Annotated in this window: 11 protein-coding genes; 10 read left to right on the top strand and 1 reads right to left on the bottom strand. The window is 76.6% G+C overall.

What is annotated here, in order from left to right:
• Window positions 1–60: 60 nt before the first annotated feature.
• On the bottom strand, window positions 61–969 hold the full coding sequence (locus VF092_08675) for a transporter (GenBank protein HEX6747363.1): 909 nt from the start codon (window positions 967–969) through the stop codon (window positions 61–63).
• Between the two features lie 689 nt (window positions 970–1,658).
• On the opposite strand from VF092_08675, the gene VF092_08670 reads away from it, so the two are divergent.
• From VF092_08670 to VF092_08625, 10 genes are all read left to right on the top strand, one after another.
• Window positions 1,659–2,756 carry a sigma-54 dependent transcriptional regulator gene (locus VF092_08670; protein HEX6747362.1) on the top strand — a complete coding sequence of 366 codons (1,098 nt, stop codon included), beginning with the start codon at window positions 1,659–1,661 and terminating at the stop codon, window positions 2,754–2,756.
• 384 nt (window positions 2,757–3,140) lie between these two features.
• Window positions 3,141–4,160, top strand: coding sequence for a DUF1702 family protein (locus tag VF092_08665; GenBank protein ID HEX6747361.1), 1,020 nt, complete (start codon window positions 3,141–3,143; stop codon window positions 4,158–4,160).
• Window positions 4,157–6,106 carry a CRTAC1 family protein gene (locus tag VF092_08660; protein ID HEX6747360.1) on the top strand — a complete coding sequence of 650 codons (1,950 nt, stop codon included), beginning with the start codon at window positions 4,157–4,159 and terminating at the stop codon, window positions 6,104–6,106. Before VF092_08665 ends, VF092_08660 begins: the two co-directional genes overlap by 4 nt.
• Window positions 6,096–7,073: a hypothetical protein gene (locus VF092_08655; GenBank protein HEX6747359.1), complete on the top strand. Its 978-nt coding sequence runs from the start codon at window positions 6,096–6,098 to the stop codon at window positions 7,071–7,073. Before VF092_08660 ends, VF092_08655 begins: the two co-directional genes overlap by 11 nt.
• Entirely contained in the window at window positions 7,070–12,940 is a 5,871-nt protein-coding gene (locus VF092_08650) for an SDR family NAD(P)-dependent oxidoreductase (protein ID HEX6747358.1), read from the top strand. Before VF092_08655 ends, VF092_08650 begins: the two co-directional genes overlap by 4 nt.
• A 146-nt stretch (window positions 12,941–13,086) precedes the next feature.
• Complete coding sequence (locus VF092_08645; protein HEX6747357.1) at window positions 13,087–13,647, top strand: peroxidase-related enzyme; 561 nt, start codon at window positions 13,087–13,089, stop codon at window positions 13,645–13,647.
• Between the two features lie 2 nt (window positions 13,648–13,649).
• Window positions 13,650–14,105 carry an acyl-CoA thioesterase gene (locus VF092_08640; protein HEX6747356.1) on the top strand — a complete coding sequence of 152 codons (456 nt, stop codon included), beginning with the start codon at window positions 13,650–13,652 and terminating at the stop codon, window positions 14,103–14,105.
• A 192-nt stretch (window positions 14,106–14,297) separates the two neighbouring features.
• The gene (locus VF092_08635; protein ID HEX6747355.1) at window positions 14,298–15,158 is read left to right on the top strand and encodes an AraC family transcriptional regulator; all 861 of its coding nucleotides are present in this window, start codon (window positions 14,298–14,300) and stop codon (window positions 15,156–15,158) included.
• A gap of 14 nt (window positions 15,159–15,172) precedes the next feature.
• Window positions 15,173–16,693 (top strand): AarF/UbiB family protein, encoded by a 1,521-nt coding sequence (locus VF092_08630; protein HEX6747354.1) that lies wholly within the window; start codon window positions 15,173–15,175, stop codon window positions 16,691–16,693.
• Window positions 16,690–18,240 (top strand): fatty acid--CoA ligase family protein, encoded by a 1,551-nt coding sequence (locus tag VF092_08625; GenBank protein HEX6747353.1) that lies wholly within the window; start codon window positions 16,690–16,692, stop codon window positions 18,238–18,240. The genes VF092_08630 and VF092_08625 overlap by 4 nt, the downstream gene beginning before the upstream one ends.
• The last annotated feature ends 140 nt before the right edge of the window (window positions 18,241–18,380 follow it).

Here is an 18,380-nt window from a genome sequence, read left to right as displayed (position 1 = left end):
ACCCGCCCGGAGCTCGCGCCGCTCACGTCGGCCCCGCGCACGGACGTTCCGCGACGCGGCTCACGGCGCCCGCGTGCGGAGGGGAAGGGTGTAGTGGAAGCCGCCGGTGAGCGTGGTGGCCTGGCCCACGTTGCGGCCGCCGACCACGCGCGCGGCGCCGATCCGGACCATCAGGTTCGTCGCGGGAAGGGTGTAGCCCACGCCGCCCTCCACGCGGACGAAGTCCATGCGGTTGGAGACGAACGGCATGTCCTGCCGCCGGATGTCGCTTCCCCCCAGCGTGCGCTGCACCGATACCGACACCGGCACGTGCAGCCGCCTTCCGCGGTATCCCCCGCCGAGCGTGTAGTCGAACACGTCGGGCATCGCCACCTCGCGCCCCAGGTGGAGCTGGCCGCCGGTGTAGTACGCCGCGCGGTCGAGCTTCACCTTCGACCGCCAGGTGTAGGCGGCCGAGGCGTTCAGGAACCACTCCCGGCGCGCCTCGAAGGCCAGCGTGACGCGGCCCGAGGCACGCCGGCTTCCCAGGCCGATGGAGAGCGGGAGGAAGTCGGGGGAGTAGTCGCCGGCGGGAACTGCGATGGATCCGACGGCCAGGGCCTTCAGGGTGCCGCGGCCGGCGACCGGGACCGTCACCAGGCCGTACTTGGCCGCCACCACCACGTCCTGGATGCCGTGCATCTCCTTCAGCGTACCGCGGCTGGCGTGGGTGTGGACGTACGGGAGCATGGCCAGGAGCGCGAGCCGGTCGCTGATCCCGTATCCCGTCATCGCCGTAAGGCTCCGCGTGGTGAGCCTGCCGATGTTCTCGTTGCCCCGCTTCAGGCTCCCTTCCCAGTACCGGTCCCACGTCTCGTGCGTGAGCACCATGCCGGCGCCCAGCGCGCCCTTGGGCAGCAGGGTCCCGTCCTCCACCGTCTGCCCGCGCACGGGTGCGGCGCACAGCAGGAGCGCGACCAGGCCCGGCACGGTCCGGGCGCGCCACGGCCGCCTTCGCGCCGTCGCCGGCGGAATGGAGCGGGGCGAAGAGAACGCGGAGGAAGCAGGCCGGTGCGGTCGCGCGGAGGGCACCCCGTCCGCTCCCCGGCAGCGAGAGATGAGCACGCCGCGATCCTCCACGTGGAAGCGGGCCGAAGCACGGTTGCCAGGGCCGCGAGACGATGGTGACGGGTCCGCCGGGACGCTCCCTGGACGGCCGGCGGTCGTGCGGCAGTGACGGTTTTTCCAACCGAAGGTAGGGTGCCGTCCCGGGGCCGGACTTCTCCTGGATTGCCCGGAATGGCGGCGACGAGGCAAAGAGTGACACGCGATCATGCAACGTATTGACTCTTGTCTGGTACTACATATTGTAGGCTTAAAAGGATCTACACGCGGGAGCACGTAAGGGAGATTTGCCAGCATATCAGGCCAAAACAAGCGACGTTCGTCGCAACGTGCACTCTATGTAATTGTCTTGAAAAGAAAGCACTCTTACGTGACGAAAGGAGCGGTGAACCGATTCCGGGCGCGAGCTTCCGGTTTCGCGCGTGCTCGGATGGCGTGCAGGAGGGGCGGCGATGAAGTCCTGAGTTCAGGGACTACGGGGTGGGCGATTCGCACGCCTGGTCGTCGTGCCCGGCTCCCCCCCGAGCCGGGAGACGGCCGGGCGCCTCCATCGAATGAGCCGGTCCATGGATTCGTCCACCTCCTGGCGGGCACCCCGAGGCGGCCAGGCGGCCTCCGGGTCCGATCCACCCTCTCCCGGCTCACGTCGGTTCCGCACCCCTGCGGCGCCGCCGCACCGCGCCGTCGAGCTGGTCGGAAGCTCGCCGCAGATGGTGGAGCTGCGCCGGATGATCGACCTGGTGGCCCCCACCGGCACCACCGTGCTGGTCACGGGCGAGACCGGCACCGGCAAGGAGGTGGCGGCGCGCAGCGTCCATGCCCGTTCGGACCGCAGCGGCCGCCCCTTTGTGGCCGTCAACTGCGCCGCCCTTCCGGAGAACCTGATCGAGTCGGAGCTCTTCGGCTACGAGCGGGGCGCGTTCACGGGCGCGGCCGGGTCGCGGCCGGGGTACTTCGAGGAGGCGACCACCGGCACGCTGTTCCTGGACGAGGTGGGCGACCTTCCCCTTTCCCTCCAGCCCAAGCTGCTGAGGGCGCTGCAGGAGCGCGAGGTGCGGCGGCTGGGAGCCACGCGCAGCATCCCCGTGGACGTGCGGGTGATCGCGGCCACCAACAGCGACCTGATGGGCGCCGTCCGGGATGGGCGGTTCCGCCCCGAGCTGTACTACCGGCTCCACGTCATCGAGCTGCACCTGCCGGCGCTGCGGGAGCGCAGGGAAGACCTTCCCCACCTGTGCGAGCACTTCCTCGCGCTCTACCGGCCCGTCACGCGGTCGCCGCTGCGCCGCGTGAGCCCCGCGGCCGCCGAGGCCATGGACAGCTATTCCTGGCCGGGGAACGTCCGCGAGCTCGAGAACGTGATCGAGCGCGCCCAGGTGCTCGCCCGGCTGGACGAGGGCGACGCCCTCCTCCCGCGCCACCTTCCCGACGAGGTGCGGGGGAGCTACGCCCCCTTCGACGCCGCTCCGGCGGGCGGGCTCGCGCTGGACCTTCCCAGCGCCCTGCACCGGGTGCGCAGCCACTACCTGGCCGAGGCGCTCCGCCTGGCCGAGGGAAACAAGGTGAAGGCCGCCCGCCTCCTGGGGATCAGCCGCCGCGGGCTGTACGACCTCCTGGCCGCGCTCGGCGACGTCGACCCGCCCTCCGACTGACCCCTCCTCCGCGAGAAACCCGGCTGTCCCAACGCCTGCGGGGCGCGAGCCCCGGAGACGTCGTCCGCTCGTGCGCGGCATTCACCGCGATCCGCGCTCTCCGCCCCCCTGTGGGTCCTCCGCACAGGGGGCCTTCCCTCTCCTGTGCAGCCCGCCGCACACCCGGCCCGGCCTTTCCCGACGCCAAATGTAGGGCAACTTCGGCCGGTGCGCGGCTTTGGACCCGGTCCGCCGCGGGCGGGGCGGGGCGGTACGGAGCTTGTCATGATCGCCCATCCCGCGGCACCCGAGGAGCTTACGGCAGGCTTCACGACGGGCGATGCGCGGCCGTGCGCCGACGGTTTCGGCTCATTTTCCGGATACGGTCGAACCCCGCGCACCCGGATGCTCTCCGCCGCCCCCCGGTCGCCCTGGAACACCCGCGCCGCGCCGGCCCGCGACGCCGCCCCGGCACGGTCCGGCCCCGGCCGGCGCCTCCTCCGGCGCCTGCTGCGGATCGACCCCGCCGAGGCGACGTTCGCGCGGCGCGGCTTCGCGGGCGTGACCCAGGCCCGGCTGCGGCTGGAAGAGGTGGGCCGCACCTTCCTGGACGGCTACCACGCGGCGCTCGAGGAGGACCCCGAAGACGGCCTGGCCGCACGGCTGGAGGCGGTTGAGCCGGCGCTGCGCGGTTTCGCCTACGAGGGCGCGGCGATGGCGCTGACGCTCCTGGACGCGCTCACGCCGTGGCGGCGCCAGCGCGTGCAGGCGTTCCTGCGCGGCGCCGGCAGGAGCCACGCGTACATGGTGCACGTGGGCGCCGGGTGGGCGCTGGCCCGGCTGAGGCGCCCGTTCCACCACGTGCCCGGGTGGATGGACCCGCTGCTGGGATGGCTGGCGGCCGACGGGTACGGCTTCCACCAGGGGTACTTCCATCCCCGCCGCTTCGTGGACGCACGCGCGCTCCCGCGGCGCGTCTCCGGCTACGCCCGCCGCGCCTTCGACCAGGGGCTGGGGCGGAGCCTGTGGTTCGTACACGGCGCCGACCCCGCGCGCGTCGCCGCCTCCATCGCGCGCTTCGCCGCCCCGCGGCGGGGCGACCTGTGGAGCGGCGCCGGCCTGGCCTGCGCCTACGCCGGCGGGCCCGGGCATGGCGAGGCGGGCGCGCTGGCCGCCATGGCCGGGCCGTACCGGCCGGCCCTGGCGCAGGGCGCCGCCTTCGCCGCGGGGGCGCGGCGGCGCGCCGGGAACCCGGCGCCGCACACCGAGCTCGCCTGCCTGGCGCTCTGCGGCTGCCCGGCCGCCGCCGCCGCCCGGGTGACCGACGACGCGCTCGAGGGCCTCGCTCCCGTGGGCGGCCTCCCGGCCTACGAGGCCTGGCGGCTCCGCATCCAGCGGCACTTCGCGGCCGAGGCCCGCGCATGAGCGGCTTCCTGCGATACGCCCGCCGCCACGCGCGGCGCGCGGCGGCGCTGGCCGTGGTGGCCGCCCTGTACGCGGCGGCCCGCCTCCCCACGCTTTCCGGCGGCGAGCGGGCGGCGCTGGCGGCGCGCTTCCGCTTCACCGCCCAGGCACTTCCCGAGCTCTCCGGCGGGCCGTTCCGCACCGCGCGGCCGGTGCACCCGTCGCTGGCGCACCTCCGCGCGTGGATCTCGTCGGTCGGCGCGGCGGTGGCGCTGGTCGACCTCGACGGCGACGGGCTTCCCAACGACGTCTGCCACGTCGATCCGCGCACCGACCAGGCGATCGTCTCGCCCGTGCCCGGCACGCCGCGGCGATACGCGCCGTTCGCGCTCGACCCGGCGCCGCTGGCGTACTCCGCCGCCACCATGGCGCCGATGGGATGCCTCCCGGGCGACGTGGACGAGGACGGCGCGATGGACCTGGTGGTCTACTACTGGGGACGAACCCCCGTGGCCTTCCTGCGCCGCGCGGAAACGCCGTCCGCGGACGGGTACGAGCGCCGCGAGGTGGCGGGCGGCGGGGCGCGCTGGTACACCAACGCGGCCGCCTTCGCCGACGTGGACGGCGACGGGCACCCCGACCTGGTGGTGGGCAACTACTTCCCCGACGGGGCGCGGATCCTGGACGCGCGCGCCGGGGGGCGCGAGCGGATGCAGCAGAGCATGTCGCGCGCCTTCAACGGCGGGCGCGACCGCGTCCTCCTGTGGGCGGGGCCGGGGCGCTTCCGCGAGGCGCCGGGAGTGTTCGGCGACCGGGTGGCGCGCGGGTGGACGCTGGCGGTGGGGGCCGCCGACCTGGACGGCGACGGGCTTCCCGAGCTGTACCTGGCCAACGACTTCGGGCCCGACCGGCTCCTGCACAACCGCTCGCGCCCGGGCCATCCCCGCTTTGCCGTGCTGGAGGGGGTGAAGAGGTGGACGACGCCGGGCTCCAAGGTGCTGGGGCGCGACTCGTTCAAGGGGATGGGGGTGGACTTCGCCGACCTGAACGGCGACGGCCTGCTGGACATCTACGTCAGCAACATCGCGGGCGAGTTCTCGCTCGAGGAAAGCCACTTCGCCTGGATCAGCACCGGCCAGACCCGGCGCATGCGCGACGGCGTGGCGCCCTACGTGGACCGCAGCGAGGCGCTGGGGCTTTCGCGCAGCAGCTGGGGATGGGAGTCGCGGCTCGACGACTTCGACAACGACGGGACGCCCGAGGCGATGCAGGCCATCGGCTTCGCGCGGGGAACGACCAACCGCTGGCCCGAGCTGCACGAGCTGGCGATGGGCAACGACCAGCTGACCTCGAGCCCCGCCAGCTGGCACCGCTTCCTCCCGGGCGACGCCGACCTCGCCGGCCACCAGCCCGACCGCTTCTTCGTCCGCGCCCGCGACGGCCGCTACTACGACCTGGCGCGCGAGGTGGGGCTGGGAGCCGCGCAGGTCACCCGCGGGATCGCCACGGCCGACGTGGACGGCGACGGCGACCTGGACTTCGCGCTGGCCAACCAGTGGGGGCCCTCGCGCTTCTACCGCAACGACGCCCCGCGCCCCGGCGCCTTCCTGGGGCTGCACCTCCTCCTCCCCGTCGCCGCCGCCCCGGGGGCGACCGTCGTCTTCCCCGGGCATCCCGGGCGGGGCGTGCGCGCGCGCCCGGCCATCGGCGCCGCCGCCACCGTCCGCCTCCCCGACGGGTCGGTGCGCGTGGCGCAGGTGGACGGCGGGAACGGGCACTCGGGAAAGCGCAGCGCCGACCTGCACTTCGGGCTGGGGTCGCTGCCCGCGGGCACCGCGCTGCGCGTGGAGCTGCGCTGGCGGGGCGCCGACGGGCGGCGCTACGCCGGGACGCTGCAGCTGACGCCGGGATGGCACACGGTCGTCCTCGGCCGCAACCCCGCACCGGGAGACGCCGATGGCGCCTGAGACGACCCCCCGCGACGCCGGCCGCCTGGGCGGGCTCAGGCGCTTCGCCGTGGCCATCACCATCCTGAATCTCCTGGGCCACACGGTGCTCGGCTTCGAGCAGTCGTGGGCGCAGCCGGTGGTGGCGCTGGCGGCCGCGTACCTGACCGAGGCCCTCCTCGAGGCGGTCGATTCGCGCGCGGCGGGGCGGTCGCCGCGCTGGCGCGGGGGTGCGCGGGCCGCCGTCGACTTCTTCCTCTCGGCCCACATCACGGGGCTGGCGGTGGCCATGCTCCTGTACGCCAACGACCGGCTGGCGGTGATCGCCTTCGCCGCCGCGGCGGCCATCGCGTCGAAGTCGCTCTTCCGCCTCCCGGCGGGGCAGGGCGGGCGGCACTTCTTCAACCCCTCCAACCTGGGGATCACGGCCACCCTGCTCCTCTTCCCCTGGGTGGGGATCGCGCCGCCCTACCACTTCACCGAGGGGCTGGGGCCGGTGGGCGACTGGGTGCTCCCGGCGGTGATCGTGTGCACGGGAACGCTGCTCAACGCGCGCTTCACCCGGCGGCTGCCGCTGATCGGCGCCTGGGTGCTGGGCTTCGCCGCGCAGGCGGCGGTCCGCCACCTGGCGTTCGGCGCCCCGCTCGGCGCCGCGTGGCTGCCGCTGACCGGCGTGGCCTTCATCCTCTTCAGCTTCTACATGGTCACCGACCCGGCCACCACGCCGTCGGCGCCGCGCGCGCAGGCGGCCTTCGGCGCGGCGGTGGCCGCCGCGTACGGCGTGCTGATGACGGCGCACGTGGTGTTCGGGCTGTTCTTCGCGCTGTCGCTGGTGTGCGCGGCGCGTGGGGCGTGGGCGTACGCGTCCCTGCTCGCCGCGCGCCCGGTACGGCCGGATCCCGAGCCGGCGCGCGTGGCGGACCCGGCGCCGGGGCGGGTGCCCGCGGCGCGGCGCCGGGCGGTGCTGGCGGCGGAGCGCGAGCCGTGAGCGCGCCCATCGCCCTGGTGGGGATGGCCTGCCGCTATCCCGGCGCCCGCACCCCGGCCGAGCTGTGGGAGAACGTGCTGGCCGGCCGCCGCGCCTTCCGCCGCATCCCCGACCAGCGCCTGCGCCTGGCCGACTACGCCTCGGCCAGCCGGAGCGCGGTCGACCTCACCTACGTGACGCAGGCCGCGCTGGTGGAGGACTGGGAGTTCGACCGGGTGCGCTTCCGCGTGTCGGGGAGCGCGTACCGCGAGGCCGACCCGGCGCACTGGCTGGCGCTGGAGGTGGCCGCCGCGGCGCTCGACGACGCCCGCCTGCCCGGCGGCGAGGGGCTGCCGCGCGAGCGCACCGGGGTGCTGGTGGGGAACTCGCTGACCGGCGAGTTCTCGCGCGCGGGGCTGCTGCGGCTGCGCTGGCCGTACGTGCGCCGGGTGTTCGACGCCGAGCTGGACGAGGCCGGCTGGGATGCGGGGGAGCGCCGCCGCTTCCTGGCCGCCGCCGAGACGCGCTTCAAGGCGCCCTTCCCGCCGCCGGGCGAGGAGACGCTGGCCGGGGGGCTGTCCAACACCATCGCCGGGCGGATCTGCAACCACTTCGACTTCAAGGGCGGCGGCTACACGGTGGACGGGGCGTGCGCCTCGTCGCTGCTGGCGGTGGCGCAGGGGTGCTCGGCGCTGGCCGCGGGCGACCTGGACGCCGTGGTGGCCGGGGGGGTGGACCTGAGCCTGGACCCCTTCGAGCTGGTGGGGTTCGCCCGCACCGGGGCGCTGGCCGAGGGCGAGATGCGGGTGTACGACGCGCGCTCGGCCGGGTTCTTCCCCGGCGAGGGGTGCGCCTTCGTGGTGCTGATGCGCTACGACGACGCGCTGGCCCGGCGCATCCCCGTCTACGCGCTGGTGCGGGGCTGGGGCGTGTCGTCGGACGGGAGCGGCGGGATCACCCGCCCCGAGGAGGAGGGGCAGCTCCTGGCGCTGCGCCGCGCCTACGCACGCGCCGGGTTCGGACCCGAGACGGTGGCGTACTTCGAGGGCCATGGGACGGGGACCGCGGTGGGCGACGCCACCGAGCTGCGGGTGCTCACCCGCGCCCTGCGCGAGGGCGGGGCCCGCCGGCCGGCGGCGCTGGGCTCGGTGAAGGCGGTGATCGGGCACACCAAGGCGGCCGCGGGGATCGCCGGGGTGGTGAAGGCGGCGATGGCGCTGCACGCCCAGGTGATCCCCCCCGCCACGGGGTGCGGCGAGCCCCACCCGGAGCTGCTGGCCGAGCCGCGGGTGCTCCGCGCCCCCGCCGCCGGCGAGGCGTGGCCCGGCGAGCGCCCGCTGCGCGCGGGGGTCAGCGCCATGGGGTTCGGGGGGATCAACGCCCACGTGGTGCTGGAAGGGGTGGCCGTGCAGCGGGCGGGCGCGCTCGCCCCGCGGGTGCGGACGCTCCTCCGCTCGGCGCAGGACGCGGAGCTCTTCTGCCTGGCGGCCGGCGACGCCGGCGCGCTCGCCGCCCAGGCGCGCGAGCTGGCCCCGGTGGCGGCCGCGCTCAGCCGCGCCGAGCTGGTGGATCTGGCGGTGCACCTGCAGCGGAGCGCCGGGGCGGGCTCCGCGCGCGCCGCCGTGGTCGCCTCCACCCCCGAGGAGCTGGCGCGGGGGCTGGAGGCGCTCTGCGCGTGGGGTGGGGACGGCGTGGCGACGCGGGTCGACGCGCGCGCCGGCGTCTTCCTGCACCCCGGGCCCGCCTCCGCCGCGCCGCGCCTGGGCCTGCTCTTTCCCGGGCAGGGCTCGCCCGCGCACCTGGGCGGCGGGGCGCTCCGCCGCCGCTTCGACGCGGTGGAGGCGCTCTACGCCGAAGCTCCCGCGCCCGCGCCCGGGGCCGACGGGGTGGCCACGCAGGTGGCCCAGCCCGCCATCGCCCGCGCCACGCTGGCCGCGCTGGCCGTGCTGGAGGCGCTGGGGATCGAGGCGGAAGTGGCCGTGGGGCACTCGCTGGGCGAGCTGGCGGCGCTGCACTGGGCGGGGGTGATGGACCGCGAGGCGCTGCTGCGCACCGCCGCCGTCCGCGGCGCGGCGATGGGCGCGCTGGACGGCCCCGCGGGCGCCATGGCGTCGCTGGCCGCGCCGCGCGCGGAGGTCGAGGCGCTGCTGGGGAACGGGCCGGTGGTGATCGCCGGGGTGAACGCGCCGGCGCGGACGGTGGTGTCGGGCCCCGCCGACGCGGTGGCGGCGGTGGTCGAGCGCGCCCGTGCGCGGGGATGGGAGGCGCGCCCCCTGTCCGTCTCGCACGCCTTCCACTCGCCGCTGGTGGCCGCCGCCGCCGCGCCGCTGGCCGGGCACCTGGCGGGCGAGCCGCTGCGGCCGCCCCGCCGCCGCGTCTCCTCCACCGTGCTGGGGCGTCCGCTGGCCCCCGGCGACGACCTGCGCGCGCTGCTGGTGCGGCAGGTCACCGCGCCGGTGCTCTTCCTCGACGCCTTCGAGGCGGTGCGCGGCGAGGCCGACCTGTGGATCGAGGCCGGGCCGGGCGAGGCGCTCTCGGCGCTGGCCGGCGCCCAGGGCGTGCCGGTGGTGGCGATGGACGCCTGCGGGCCGTCGCTGGGCGGGGTGCTGCGCGCCGCCGGGGCCGCGTGGACGCTGGGCGCGCCGGTGCGGCTGGAGGCGCTGCACGCCGACCGCTTCGCGCGCCCCTTCGACCCCGCCCGCCGCCCCGCTTTCCTGGCCAGCCCCTGCGAGATGGCCCCGGTGGACGGGGGAACGGTGGAGCTCGAGACGCCCTCGCCGGCCGTTCCCGACACCGAAGCCGATACGGCCGCCGGCGCCGGGTCGGCGGAGAGTGGCTCCCCCCTGGAGGTGGTCCGCGCGCTGGTGGCCGAGCGGGCCGAGCTTCCCGCCGCCGCCGTGCTCGACGAGCACCGGCTGCTGGGCGACCTGCACCTGAACTCCATCACCGTGGGCGAGATCGTGGCGCGCGCGTCGCGCCGCCTGGGCGTGGCCCCGCCCGCCGCGCCCACCGAGTACGCGTCGGCCACCGTGGCCGGGATGGCCCACGCGCTGGCCGGGCTCGCCGCCGCCGGCGACGCGTCCCCCGTCGCCGGGGACGAGGGCGGGGAGACGGCCCCGCCGGGCGTCGGCCCGTGGGTGCGCGCCTTCACCGTCGGGTGGGTCGAGGCCCCCCTTCCGCACCGCGCCGACCGTCCCGCGGCGGACGGTGGGGGAGAGTGGCGGGTGATCGCCCCGGCGGGCCACCCGCTGGCGGAGCCGCTGTGCGCCGCGCTGGGCGCGGGCGGCGTGGGGAGCGGGACGGCGGTGTGCCTTCCCCCGGACCCGGACGAGCGCCACCTGGGGCTGCTGCTGGAGGGCGCGCGTGCCGTGCTGGCCTCCGACGGTCCCGCGCGCTTCCTCCTGGCGCAGCACGGCGGGGGCGCCGCGTCGTTCGCGCGCACGCTGGCGCTGGAGGCGCCGCGCGCCACGGTGTGCGTCGTCGACCTTCCCCCCGACCTCCCCGAGGCCGCGGCGTGGGCGGTGGACGAGGTGCGGAGCGCGGACGGCTACGCCGAGGCCCGCTACGACGCGCTCGGCCGCCGCAGCGTCCCCCGCCTGCGCCTGGCCGCGCTGCAGGATGCGGCCGGGCCCGCGCTGGGCCCGCGCGACGTGCTGCTGGCCACCGGCGGCGCCAAGGGGATCACCGCCGAGTGCGCGCTGGCCCTGGCGCGCCAGGGCGGGGCGGCGCTGGCGCTGGTGGGCACCTCGCCCGCCGGGGATGCCGCGGTCGCCGGCACCCTGGAGCGCATGGCGGCCGCCGGGGTGCGCGCCCGCTACTTCGCGGCCGACGTGAGCGACGCAGAGGCCGTGCGCCGGGCGGTGCGCGCGGCCGAGGCGGAGCTGGGCCGGGTCACCGCCGTGCTGCACGGCGCGGCGGTGAACGTCCCCCGGCTGCTGGGCGCGCTGGACGAGGCGGGGCTCCGCGCCGCGCTGGCGCCCAAGGTGGCCGGGATGCGCAGCGTCCTGGCCGCGCTCGACCCCGCCGGGGTGCGCCTGGTGGTCGGCTTCGGCTCCATCATCGCGCGCACCGGGATGCCCGGCGAGGCCGCGTACGCGCTGACGAACGAGTGGCTCGCGCGCGAGGTGGAGCGCTTCGGTGCCGCGAACCCCCGCTGCCGCTGCCTGACGGTGGAGTGGTCGGTCTGGTCGGCGGTGGGGATGGGGGCGCGACTGGGCGCCGTGGACGCCCTGGCCCGCTCGGGCGTGACGCCGATCGCCCCGGACGAGGGCGTGGCCATGCTGCACCGCCTCCTGGCCGCACCCGCGCCGGCGCCGTCGGTGGTGGTGGCCGGCCGCTTCGGCGCGCCGCCCACGCTGCTCCTGGAGCGTCCCGAGCTCCCCCTCTTCCGCTTCCTCGAGCACCCGCGCGTCCACTATCCGGGCGTGGAGCTGGTGGCCGAGGCCGACCTCTCCGCCGACACCGACCCCTATCTCGACGACCACGTGGTGGGCGGCGAGCGGCTCCTGCCCGCGGTGCTGGGGCTGGAGGCGATGGCCCAGGCGGCCATGGCGCTGGCCGGGACGGAGCGGGTGCCGGCCTTCGAGGAGGTGCGCTTCGAGCAGCCGGTGGTCGTCTCCGCCGGCGGCCGCACCCGCGTGCGCCTGTGCGCGCTGGCGCACGGCGACGGCAGCGTGGAGGTCGCGCTCCGCAGCGAGGCCACCGGCTTCGCGGCCGACCACTTCCGCGCCCGCTGCCGCTTCGGGGCGGAGCGTGCCAGCGGCCGGAGCGGCCCGGTGGAGGCGGCGCCGGCCGGCGCCGAGGTCGCGTTGGACCCCGCGCGCGAGCTGTACGGCCCGCTCTTCTTCCACGGCGGGCGCTTCCGCCGCGTGGCCGCCTACCGCGCCCTGCGCGCGCGGGCATGCGAGGCCGCCCTGTCGCCCGACGGCGGCGCGCGCTGGTTCGGCGCCTGGCTTCCCCCCGCGCGGGTGCTGGGCGACCCCGGCGCGCGCGACGCGGCGCTCCACGCGATCCAGGCGTGCATCCCCCACGCGCTCGTCCTTCCCGTGGGCGTGGCCCGGGTGGCCGCGGGCGTGCTGGATCCCGCCGCCGCGCATGCCGTCCGGGCGCGCGAGACCGCCGACGACGGGCGGGAGCTGGTCTACGACGTCGACGTGGTGGCCGCCGACGGCACCGTCTGCGAGCGCTGGGAGGGGCTGCGCCTGCGGCGGGTGGCGCCGCTGGAGCCGGAGGCGGGCGGCTGGGCGCCCGCGCTGCTGGGCCCCTGGCTGGAGCGGCGGGTGGCCGAGCTGGTGCCCGGCGCCGCGGTGTCGGTGGCCGTGGAGCGCGACGGCGGCGCCGACCGCCGCACGGCGAGCGACCGCGCGATCCGGCGGGCCGCGGGCGCCGGCGCGCCCGTCGGCAGGCGGCCCGACGGGAAGCCCGAGCTGCTCGAGCTTCCCCTGGGCGTGTCGGCCGCCCACTGCGACGGGCTGACCATGGGGGTGGCCGGGCCGGGCCCGCTGGGGTGCGACCTGGAACGGGTGGCCGCGCGCCCGGCCGCGCTCTGGCACGACCTGCTGGGCACCGGCGGCTTCCGCCTGGCGGAGGAGGTGGCGCGCGCCACCGGCGACGAGCTGGACACGGCGGCCACGCGCGTCTGGTCCGCCCGCGAGGCGCTGGCCAAGGCGAGCGGGCGTCCGGCGGAAACGCCGGCCCTCTCCTCGGCCTCCGCGGATGGCTGGGTGATCCTGGCGTGGGGCGAGATGGTCGTGGCCACCGGGATCCTGCGGATCGCCGGGGCCGAGGGCGCGCGGGTCGTGGCGCTGGCGGTCCCCGTGGAAGCCGCCGCCGCGGCCGATCCGTTCCCGCTCCACGCCGCCGCCGCGCGGTGGGAGCTCGCGTCGTGAGCCGTACCCTGAGTCCCAAGTCCCAAGTCCTGAGTCCTAAGTGACTAAGTGCAAGGGAGATGCGCCACTCTTTCCCCTCAGGACGCAGGACTCAGGACTCAGGACTCAGGACTCAGGACTTGGGACTTAGGACTCAGGAGGACCGTATGCCACACGTGGAAGTGAGGGAGGGAATCCCGGGGATCGTCGGGCTGATGGAGCGCTACCCGGAGAGCGGCCGCGTGCTGAACGAGCTGGCCCAGGTGCTCCTGCGCTCCAGCGAGGGGCTCGCCCCGGCCGAGCGCGAGCTGATCGCCACCTACGTGTCGTCGCTCAACCGCTGCGCCTTCTGCACCCGCGCGCACGCGGCCGCCGCCCGGCACCTGCTGGACGACGGGGGCGCCGCCGTCGACGCCGTGGTGCGCGACTACCGGCACGCGCCGGTGACGCCGCGGCTCAGGGCGCTGCTGGCCATCGCCGGGCGGGTGCAGGAGGGAGGGCGCGTGGGCGAGGCCGAGATCCGGGTGGCGCGCGACCAGGGCGCCACCGACCGCGAGATCCACGACACGGTGCTGATCGCCGCCGCCTTCTGCATGTACAACCGCTACGTCGACGGGCTGGCCACCTGGGCGCCCGACGACCCGGCCCTCTTCGACGCGATGGGCCGGCGGCTGGCCGCCGACGGGTATGCGCCCTGGCTGGAGCGCGCGGCGGCGGCCGCCGTCTGACCATGACGCCGGCGCCCGCGAGCGGCGGCGGCCCGGGGCGCGCCTACGAATACCGCCACGTGGTGGGCTTCGAGGAGACGAACGTCGTCGGCAACGTCTACTACGTCAACCACGTGCGCTGGCAGGGGCGCTGCCGCGAGCTGTTCCTGCGCGACCACGCCCCCGGCGTGCTGGACGAGATGGCGCGCGGGCTGGCGCTGGTGACCACGCGCGTCTCGTGCGAGTACCTGGGCGAGCTGCACGCCTTCGACGAGGTGCGGCTGCGGATGCGGCTGGGCGGCGTGGCGCAGAACCGCATCACCCTGCGCTTCGAGTACTGGCGCCGCGCCGGCGACGGCGAAGAGCTGGCCGCGCGCGGCGAGCAGGAGGTGGCCTGCATGCGGCGCGAAGAGGGGGGCGGAACGGTCGCCGCGCCCCTCCCCGGCGCCCTCCGCGACGCGCTGCTGCCGTACGGGTGAAGGTCGTCGCGGCCGGGATGAACGCCGGGCCGGCACGGGAGTCCGGCCCGTCCGCGAGCACACCGTCGGCGACGCCGAAGGCGGCGTTCCACGGCGGGAGCGCGCGCGCTACGGGAGCTCTCGCACTGACGCACTGACGCACTTTCGTACTTTCGCACTTTCGCACTTTCGGACCCGAGCACCGGAGCACCCATGGCCAGCAGCACGACACGCCCCAGGGACCCCGCCTCTGCCCCCGCGACAGTGGCTCCCCTCGCCCCCGCGTGCCGCGACCGCACCGCCGCGTCGCGGCGCCGGTCGGTGGAGGACGCCATCGGGGCCATGCGCAAGCGCCTCTCCGAGCCGCTGTCGCTGCAGGCCATCGCCCACGAGGCGGCGGCCAGCCCCTTCCACTTCGACCGCATCTTCCGGCAGGTCACGGGGGTGCAGCCGTTCCGCTTCCTTTCCGCGCTGCGCCTGGACGCGGCCCGGCGGCTCCTGTTCACCACGCGGTTCAGCGCCACCCGCATCTGCTTCGAGGTGGGCTTCAACAGCGTGGGCTCGTTCACGCGCCAGTTCTCCGAGTCGGTGGGGCTGCCGCCGCACCGGCTGCGCCGCTTCGCGGTCCGCACCGACGCGGCCTCGCTGGCGCGGGCGCTGGAGGTGCGCGACGCCGGCGCCGCCGCGCCCGGTCCGGCGGTGGAGGGGCGGGTGAGGGCGCCGGAGGGGTTCTCGGGGGCGGTGTTCGTGGGGCTCTTCCGCACCCCGCTTCCCAGCGGCCATCCCGGCGCCTGCGTGCTCCTGCACGGCGGCGGGCCCTTCCGCGCCGCCCCGGTGGGGTACGGCACCTGGCACGTCTTCGCCGCGGGTGTCGCGCTCCCGCTGGCCGAGAAGGGCGGCCTGCTGCACGAAGACGTGCTGCGCGGCGCGGGGGGGCCGGTGACGGTGACGGAGGGGGGCGGGGTCCGCGGCGTGGAGGTGGTGCTGCGCCCCGGCGCGGCGATCGACCCGCCGATCCTGGTTTCCCTTCCGCTCCTCCTGGCCGAGCGGCTCGCCGCCGCGGGCCTGGCCTGACCCGGGAGGGACGCATGGGGAGACTGGCGCCCGCGCTCCGCGCGCTCGCGCTGGCCGGGCACGGCCTGGCCGCGGCCGCGCGGCTGGGAGCCCGGCTGGCGGCCGCCGGGCTGGGGCGGAGCGGCGAACCGCGCGCGAGCATCGCGGGGCGCACGCTGGCGGAGCTGTTCGAGGCGCTGGGGCCCACGTACATCAAGCTCGGCCAGCTCCTGGGCACCCGCCGCGACCTGCTGAGCGACGACGCCATCCGTCACCTGGCGCGCCTGCAGGACCGGCTTCCCCCCGGGCCCTTCCACGTGGTCCCCCGGCTCTTCCGCGAGGAGCTGGGCACCCGGCTCGGCGCGGCCTTCGAGGAGCTCGATCCCGCGCCGGTGGCCAGCGCGAGCATCGCCACCGTCTACCGCGGGCGGCTCCGCGACGGGCGGGTGGTGGCGGTCAAGGTGCGGCGCCCCGACGTGGCGCGCCGCATGGAGGCCGACCTGCGCCTCCTGCGGCTGGGCGCCCGGTGGGCCGCCCGCCTCCCGCCGCTCCGGCCGGTTCCTCTCCGGGCCGCGGTCGACGACCTCTGCGCCTGCCTGGAGCGCCAGCTCGACTTCCGCGCCGAGGCGGCCGCCAGCCGCCGGCTCCGCGCCGCGCTGGCCGCCGAGCCGGGGGTGGTGGTGCCCGCGCTGGTCGACGAGCTGAGCAGCGCGTCGATCCTGACCATGGAGTTCGTCGAGGGCTTCCGGGGGCATCCGGCCCGCGGCACCGGCGACCGGCGCGCCGCCCTCCGCTCGGCGGTGCGCGCGCTCTACCGGATGATCTTCGAGGAGGGGTGCATCCACTGCGACATGCACCGCGGCAACCTGGCCTTCCTGGACGGCGGGCGCGCCGCGCTCCTGGACTTCGGCTTCGTGGCCGAGACGGCCCCGTACGCGCGGGCGAAGTTCGCGGAGTTCTTCCTGGCGCTGGCCACCGGCGACGGCGTCCGCTGCGCGCGGATCACCCGCGAGATGGCCGTCTCCGTGCCCCCCGGGCTGGCCTACGGCGCCTTCGAGGCCGAGATCGCCGCGCTGGTCGACCGCGTGTCGCGCGTGCCGGCCCGCGAGTTCCGGGTGGCCGGCTTCGTGGGGCGCCTGTTCGACATCCAGGCGAGGCACGGCCTGCGCGGCACCAGCGCCTTCGTGATGCCGATCCTGGCGCTGCTGGTGCTGGAGGGGATCGTGAACGACGAAGACCCCGGGCTGGACTTCCAGCGCGAGGCGCGCCCCTTCGTGGTCCCCGCGGCGGCCGCGGCCCGCTTCGCCCGCCCCGGGCTGCGCGAAGACATGGAGCAGGCGCGCATCGACGACGCCGCGGTGCCGCGCGGGCTCACCGCCATGCCGCCGGTCCCCCTCCCCTACACCGACGAAACGCCTCCCTTCACCGAGCAGCTGCCGCCGGTCACCGGCGCGCCGCGGCCAAACGCGCAACCAGGGAGAATGCCGGGCGCCCCTCCGCCGCTATCCGTGGAGAACGTCCCGCACCCCGCAGCCATGGAGCGAAGCGCACGATGAACCCGGAAACCCTGGCCGGCGCGCTGCACGGCGCGTGGATCCGCTGGCCGCAGCGGACCGCGCTGGTCCATGGCGGCCGGCGCACCACCTACGCCCAGCTGGGCGACGCGATCACGGCGGTGGCGGCGCTGTACCGCGACCTGGGGATCGGGGCGGGCGACCGCGTGCTGTGCCCGCTCTCCAACCGCCCCGAGCTCCTGGTGGCCGCGGGCGCGGCGTGGACCGCCGGGGCCGTGCACGTGGGGGCCGACCACGGCCTCACCGCGGCCGAGCTCTCGGCGCTGGTGGAGCTCACCGGCGCCTCGGCGCTGGTCTTCGAGCCGGCGGCCGGCGCGGGCGACCCCTTCGCGGCGCTGGACGAGCTCCGCGCGGCGCGCCCCGGGCTCCGCGTCCTGGTGGTGGGCGGCCTGGCCCCGCCCGAGGGGTGCGTCCGCCTCTCCGCCGTGATCGCCGCCTGCGAGGCCGGCGGCGAGCGGGGGATCGAGGTTCCCGACGGCCCCGACCCCGCCGACCCCGCCGCCATCTTCGTGACCTCGGGAACCACGGGGCGGCCCAAGGCGCCGGTGAGCACGCACGGCAACCTGCGGATGCGCTGGCGCCGGCTGGCCGACCGCCTCGGCTTCGGGCCCGGCGACGTGCACCTGGCGTACCTCCCGCTCTCGCATGGCTTCGGGATGATGATGGCCATGAGCGCCCTGTCCACCGGGGGGCGGCTGGTGCTCCTCGAGCGCTTCGACGCCGCCGAGGCGCTCCGCCGGATCACCGAGGAGGGGGTGACGGTGGTGAGCGGCTCGGCCGCGCACTTCCGCCTCCTGCTGGACCGCCGCGACCCCGCCCGCCACGACCTGCGCACGCTGCGGATGGGGATCGGGAGCGCCGCCTCGTTCCCGCCCGCGCTCCTGCGCGCCGTCTACGACGAGCTGGGGATGGAGTTCATGCTGATGTACGGGTCCAGCGAGGGGGTGGGGGTGGTGACCACCGACCGCGACGACGTGCTGCGCGGCTCGGTGGGGCGTCCCTCGCCGGGCTCGGTGGCCGTCCTGGGCCCCGGGCGCGAGCCCCTGCCGCCGGGCGAGGTGGGCGAGATCGCCTTCTCGCGCGCGTTCTTCCCCGTCCGCTACTGGGGCGACCCCGCGCCCGTCGCGGACGGGTGGTACCACTCCGGCGACCTGGGCCGGTTGGACGACGAGGGGCGGCTGTACGTGCTGGGGAGGATCAAGCACCAGATCAACAGCGGCGGCCTGAAGGTGGACCCGGTGGAGGTGGAGGGCGCGCTCCTGCGCTGCCCCGGCGTCCGCGACGCGGCGGTGCTGGGGCTTCCCCACGCGGTCTACGGCGAGACGGTGTGCGCCTGCGTGGTGCCCGAGCCCGGCGCCGAGCCCTCCCTCGAGGCGCTGCGCGCGGAGCTGGGCGGCGCGCTGGCGCCGCACAAGCTCCCGCGCGAGCTGTGCCTGCTGGACCAGATCCCCCGCACGCCGCTGGGCAAGGTGGACCTCCCCGCGCTCCGCGGCCAGGTGGAGGCCCGGGGACGCCCCGTTCCGGCCTGACCGCGCCGGGGGACGCCAGTCCCGGCGGCAGCGACGACGTGATCCCGGTGGAGGTACCGGGCGCGGCGGGGCGACGATCGGTGCGCGTCGCGAAAGGGCGGACGGCGTCCCCGCCCCGCGGGCGTCCGCCGTCCCCGCCG

The organism is Longimicrobium sp. (assembly GCA_036377595.1).
Classification (GTDB): Bacteria; Gemmatimonadota; Gemmatimonadetes; order Longimicrobiales; family Longimicrobiaceae; genus Longimicrobium.
This window is presented reverse-complemented; position numbering and strand designations above follow the sequence as displayed.

Coding starts and splice junctions, on each gene's coding strand:
- VF092_08665 (HEX6747361.1), top strand. CDS start 3,141: ATGCTCTCCGCCGCCCCCCGGTCGCCCTGGAACACCCGCGCCGCGCCG.
- VF092_08635 (HEX6747355.1), top strand. CDS start 14,298: ATGGCCAGCAGCACGACACGCCCCAGGGACCCCGCCTCTGCCCCCGCG.
- VF092_08655 (HEX6747359.1), top strand. CDS start 6,096: ATGGCGCCTGAGACGACCCCCCGCGACGCCGGCCGCCTGGGCGGGCTC.
- VF092_08640 (HEX6747356.1), top strand. CDS start 13,650: ATGACGCCGGCGCCCGCGAGCGGCGGCGGCCCGGGGCGCGCCTACGAA.
- VF092_08630 (HEX6747354.1), top strand. CDS start 15,173: ATGGGGAGACTGGCGCCCGCGCTCCGCGCGCTCGCGCTGGCCGGGCAC.
- VF092_08645 (HEX6747357.1), top strand. CDS start 13,087: ATGCCACACGTGGAAGTGAGGGAGGGAATCCCGGGGATCGTCGGGCTG.
- VF092_08625 (HEX6747353.1), top strand. CDS start 16,690: ATGAACCCGGAAACCCTGGCCGGCGCGCTGCACGGCGCGTGGATCCGC.
- VF092_08670 (HEX6747362.1), top strand. CDS start 1,659: ATGAGCCGGTCCATGGATTCGTCCACCTCCTGGCGGGCACCCCGAGGC.
- VF092_08660 (HEX6747360.1), top strand. CDS start 4,157: ATGAGCGGCTTCCTGCGATACGCCCGCCGCCACGCGCGGCGCGCGGCG.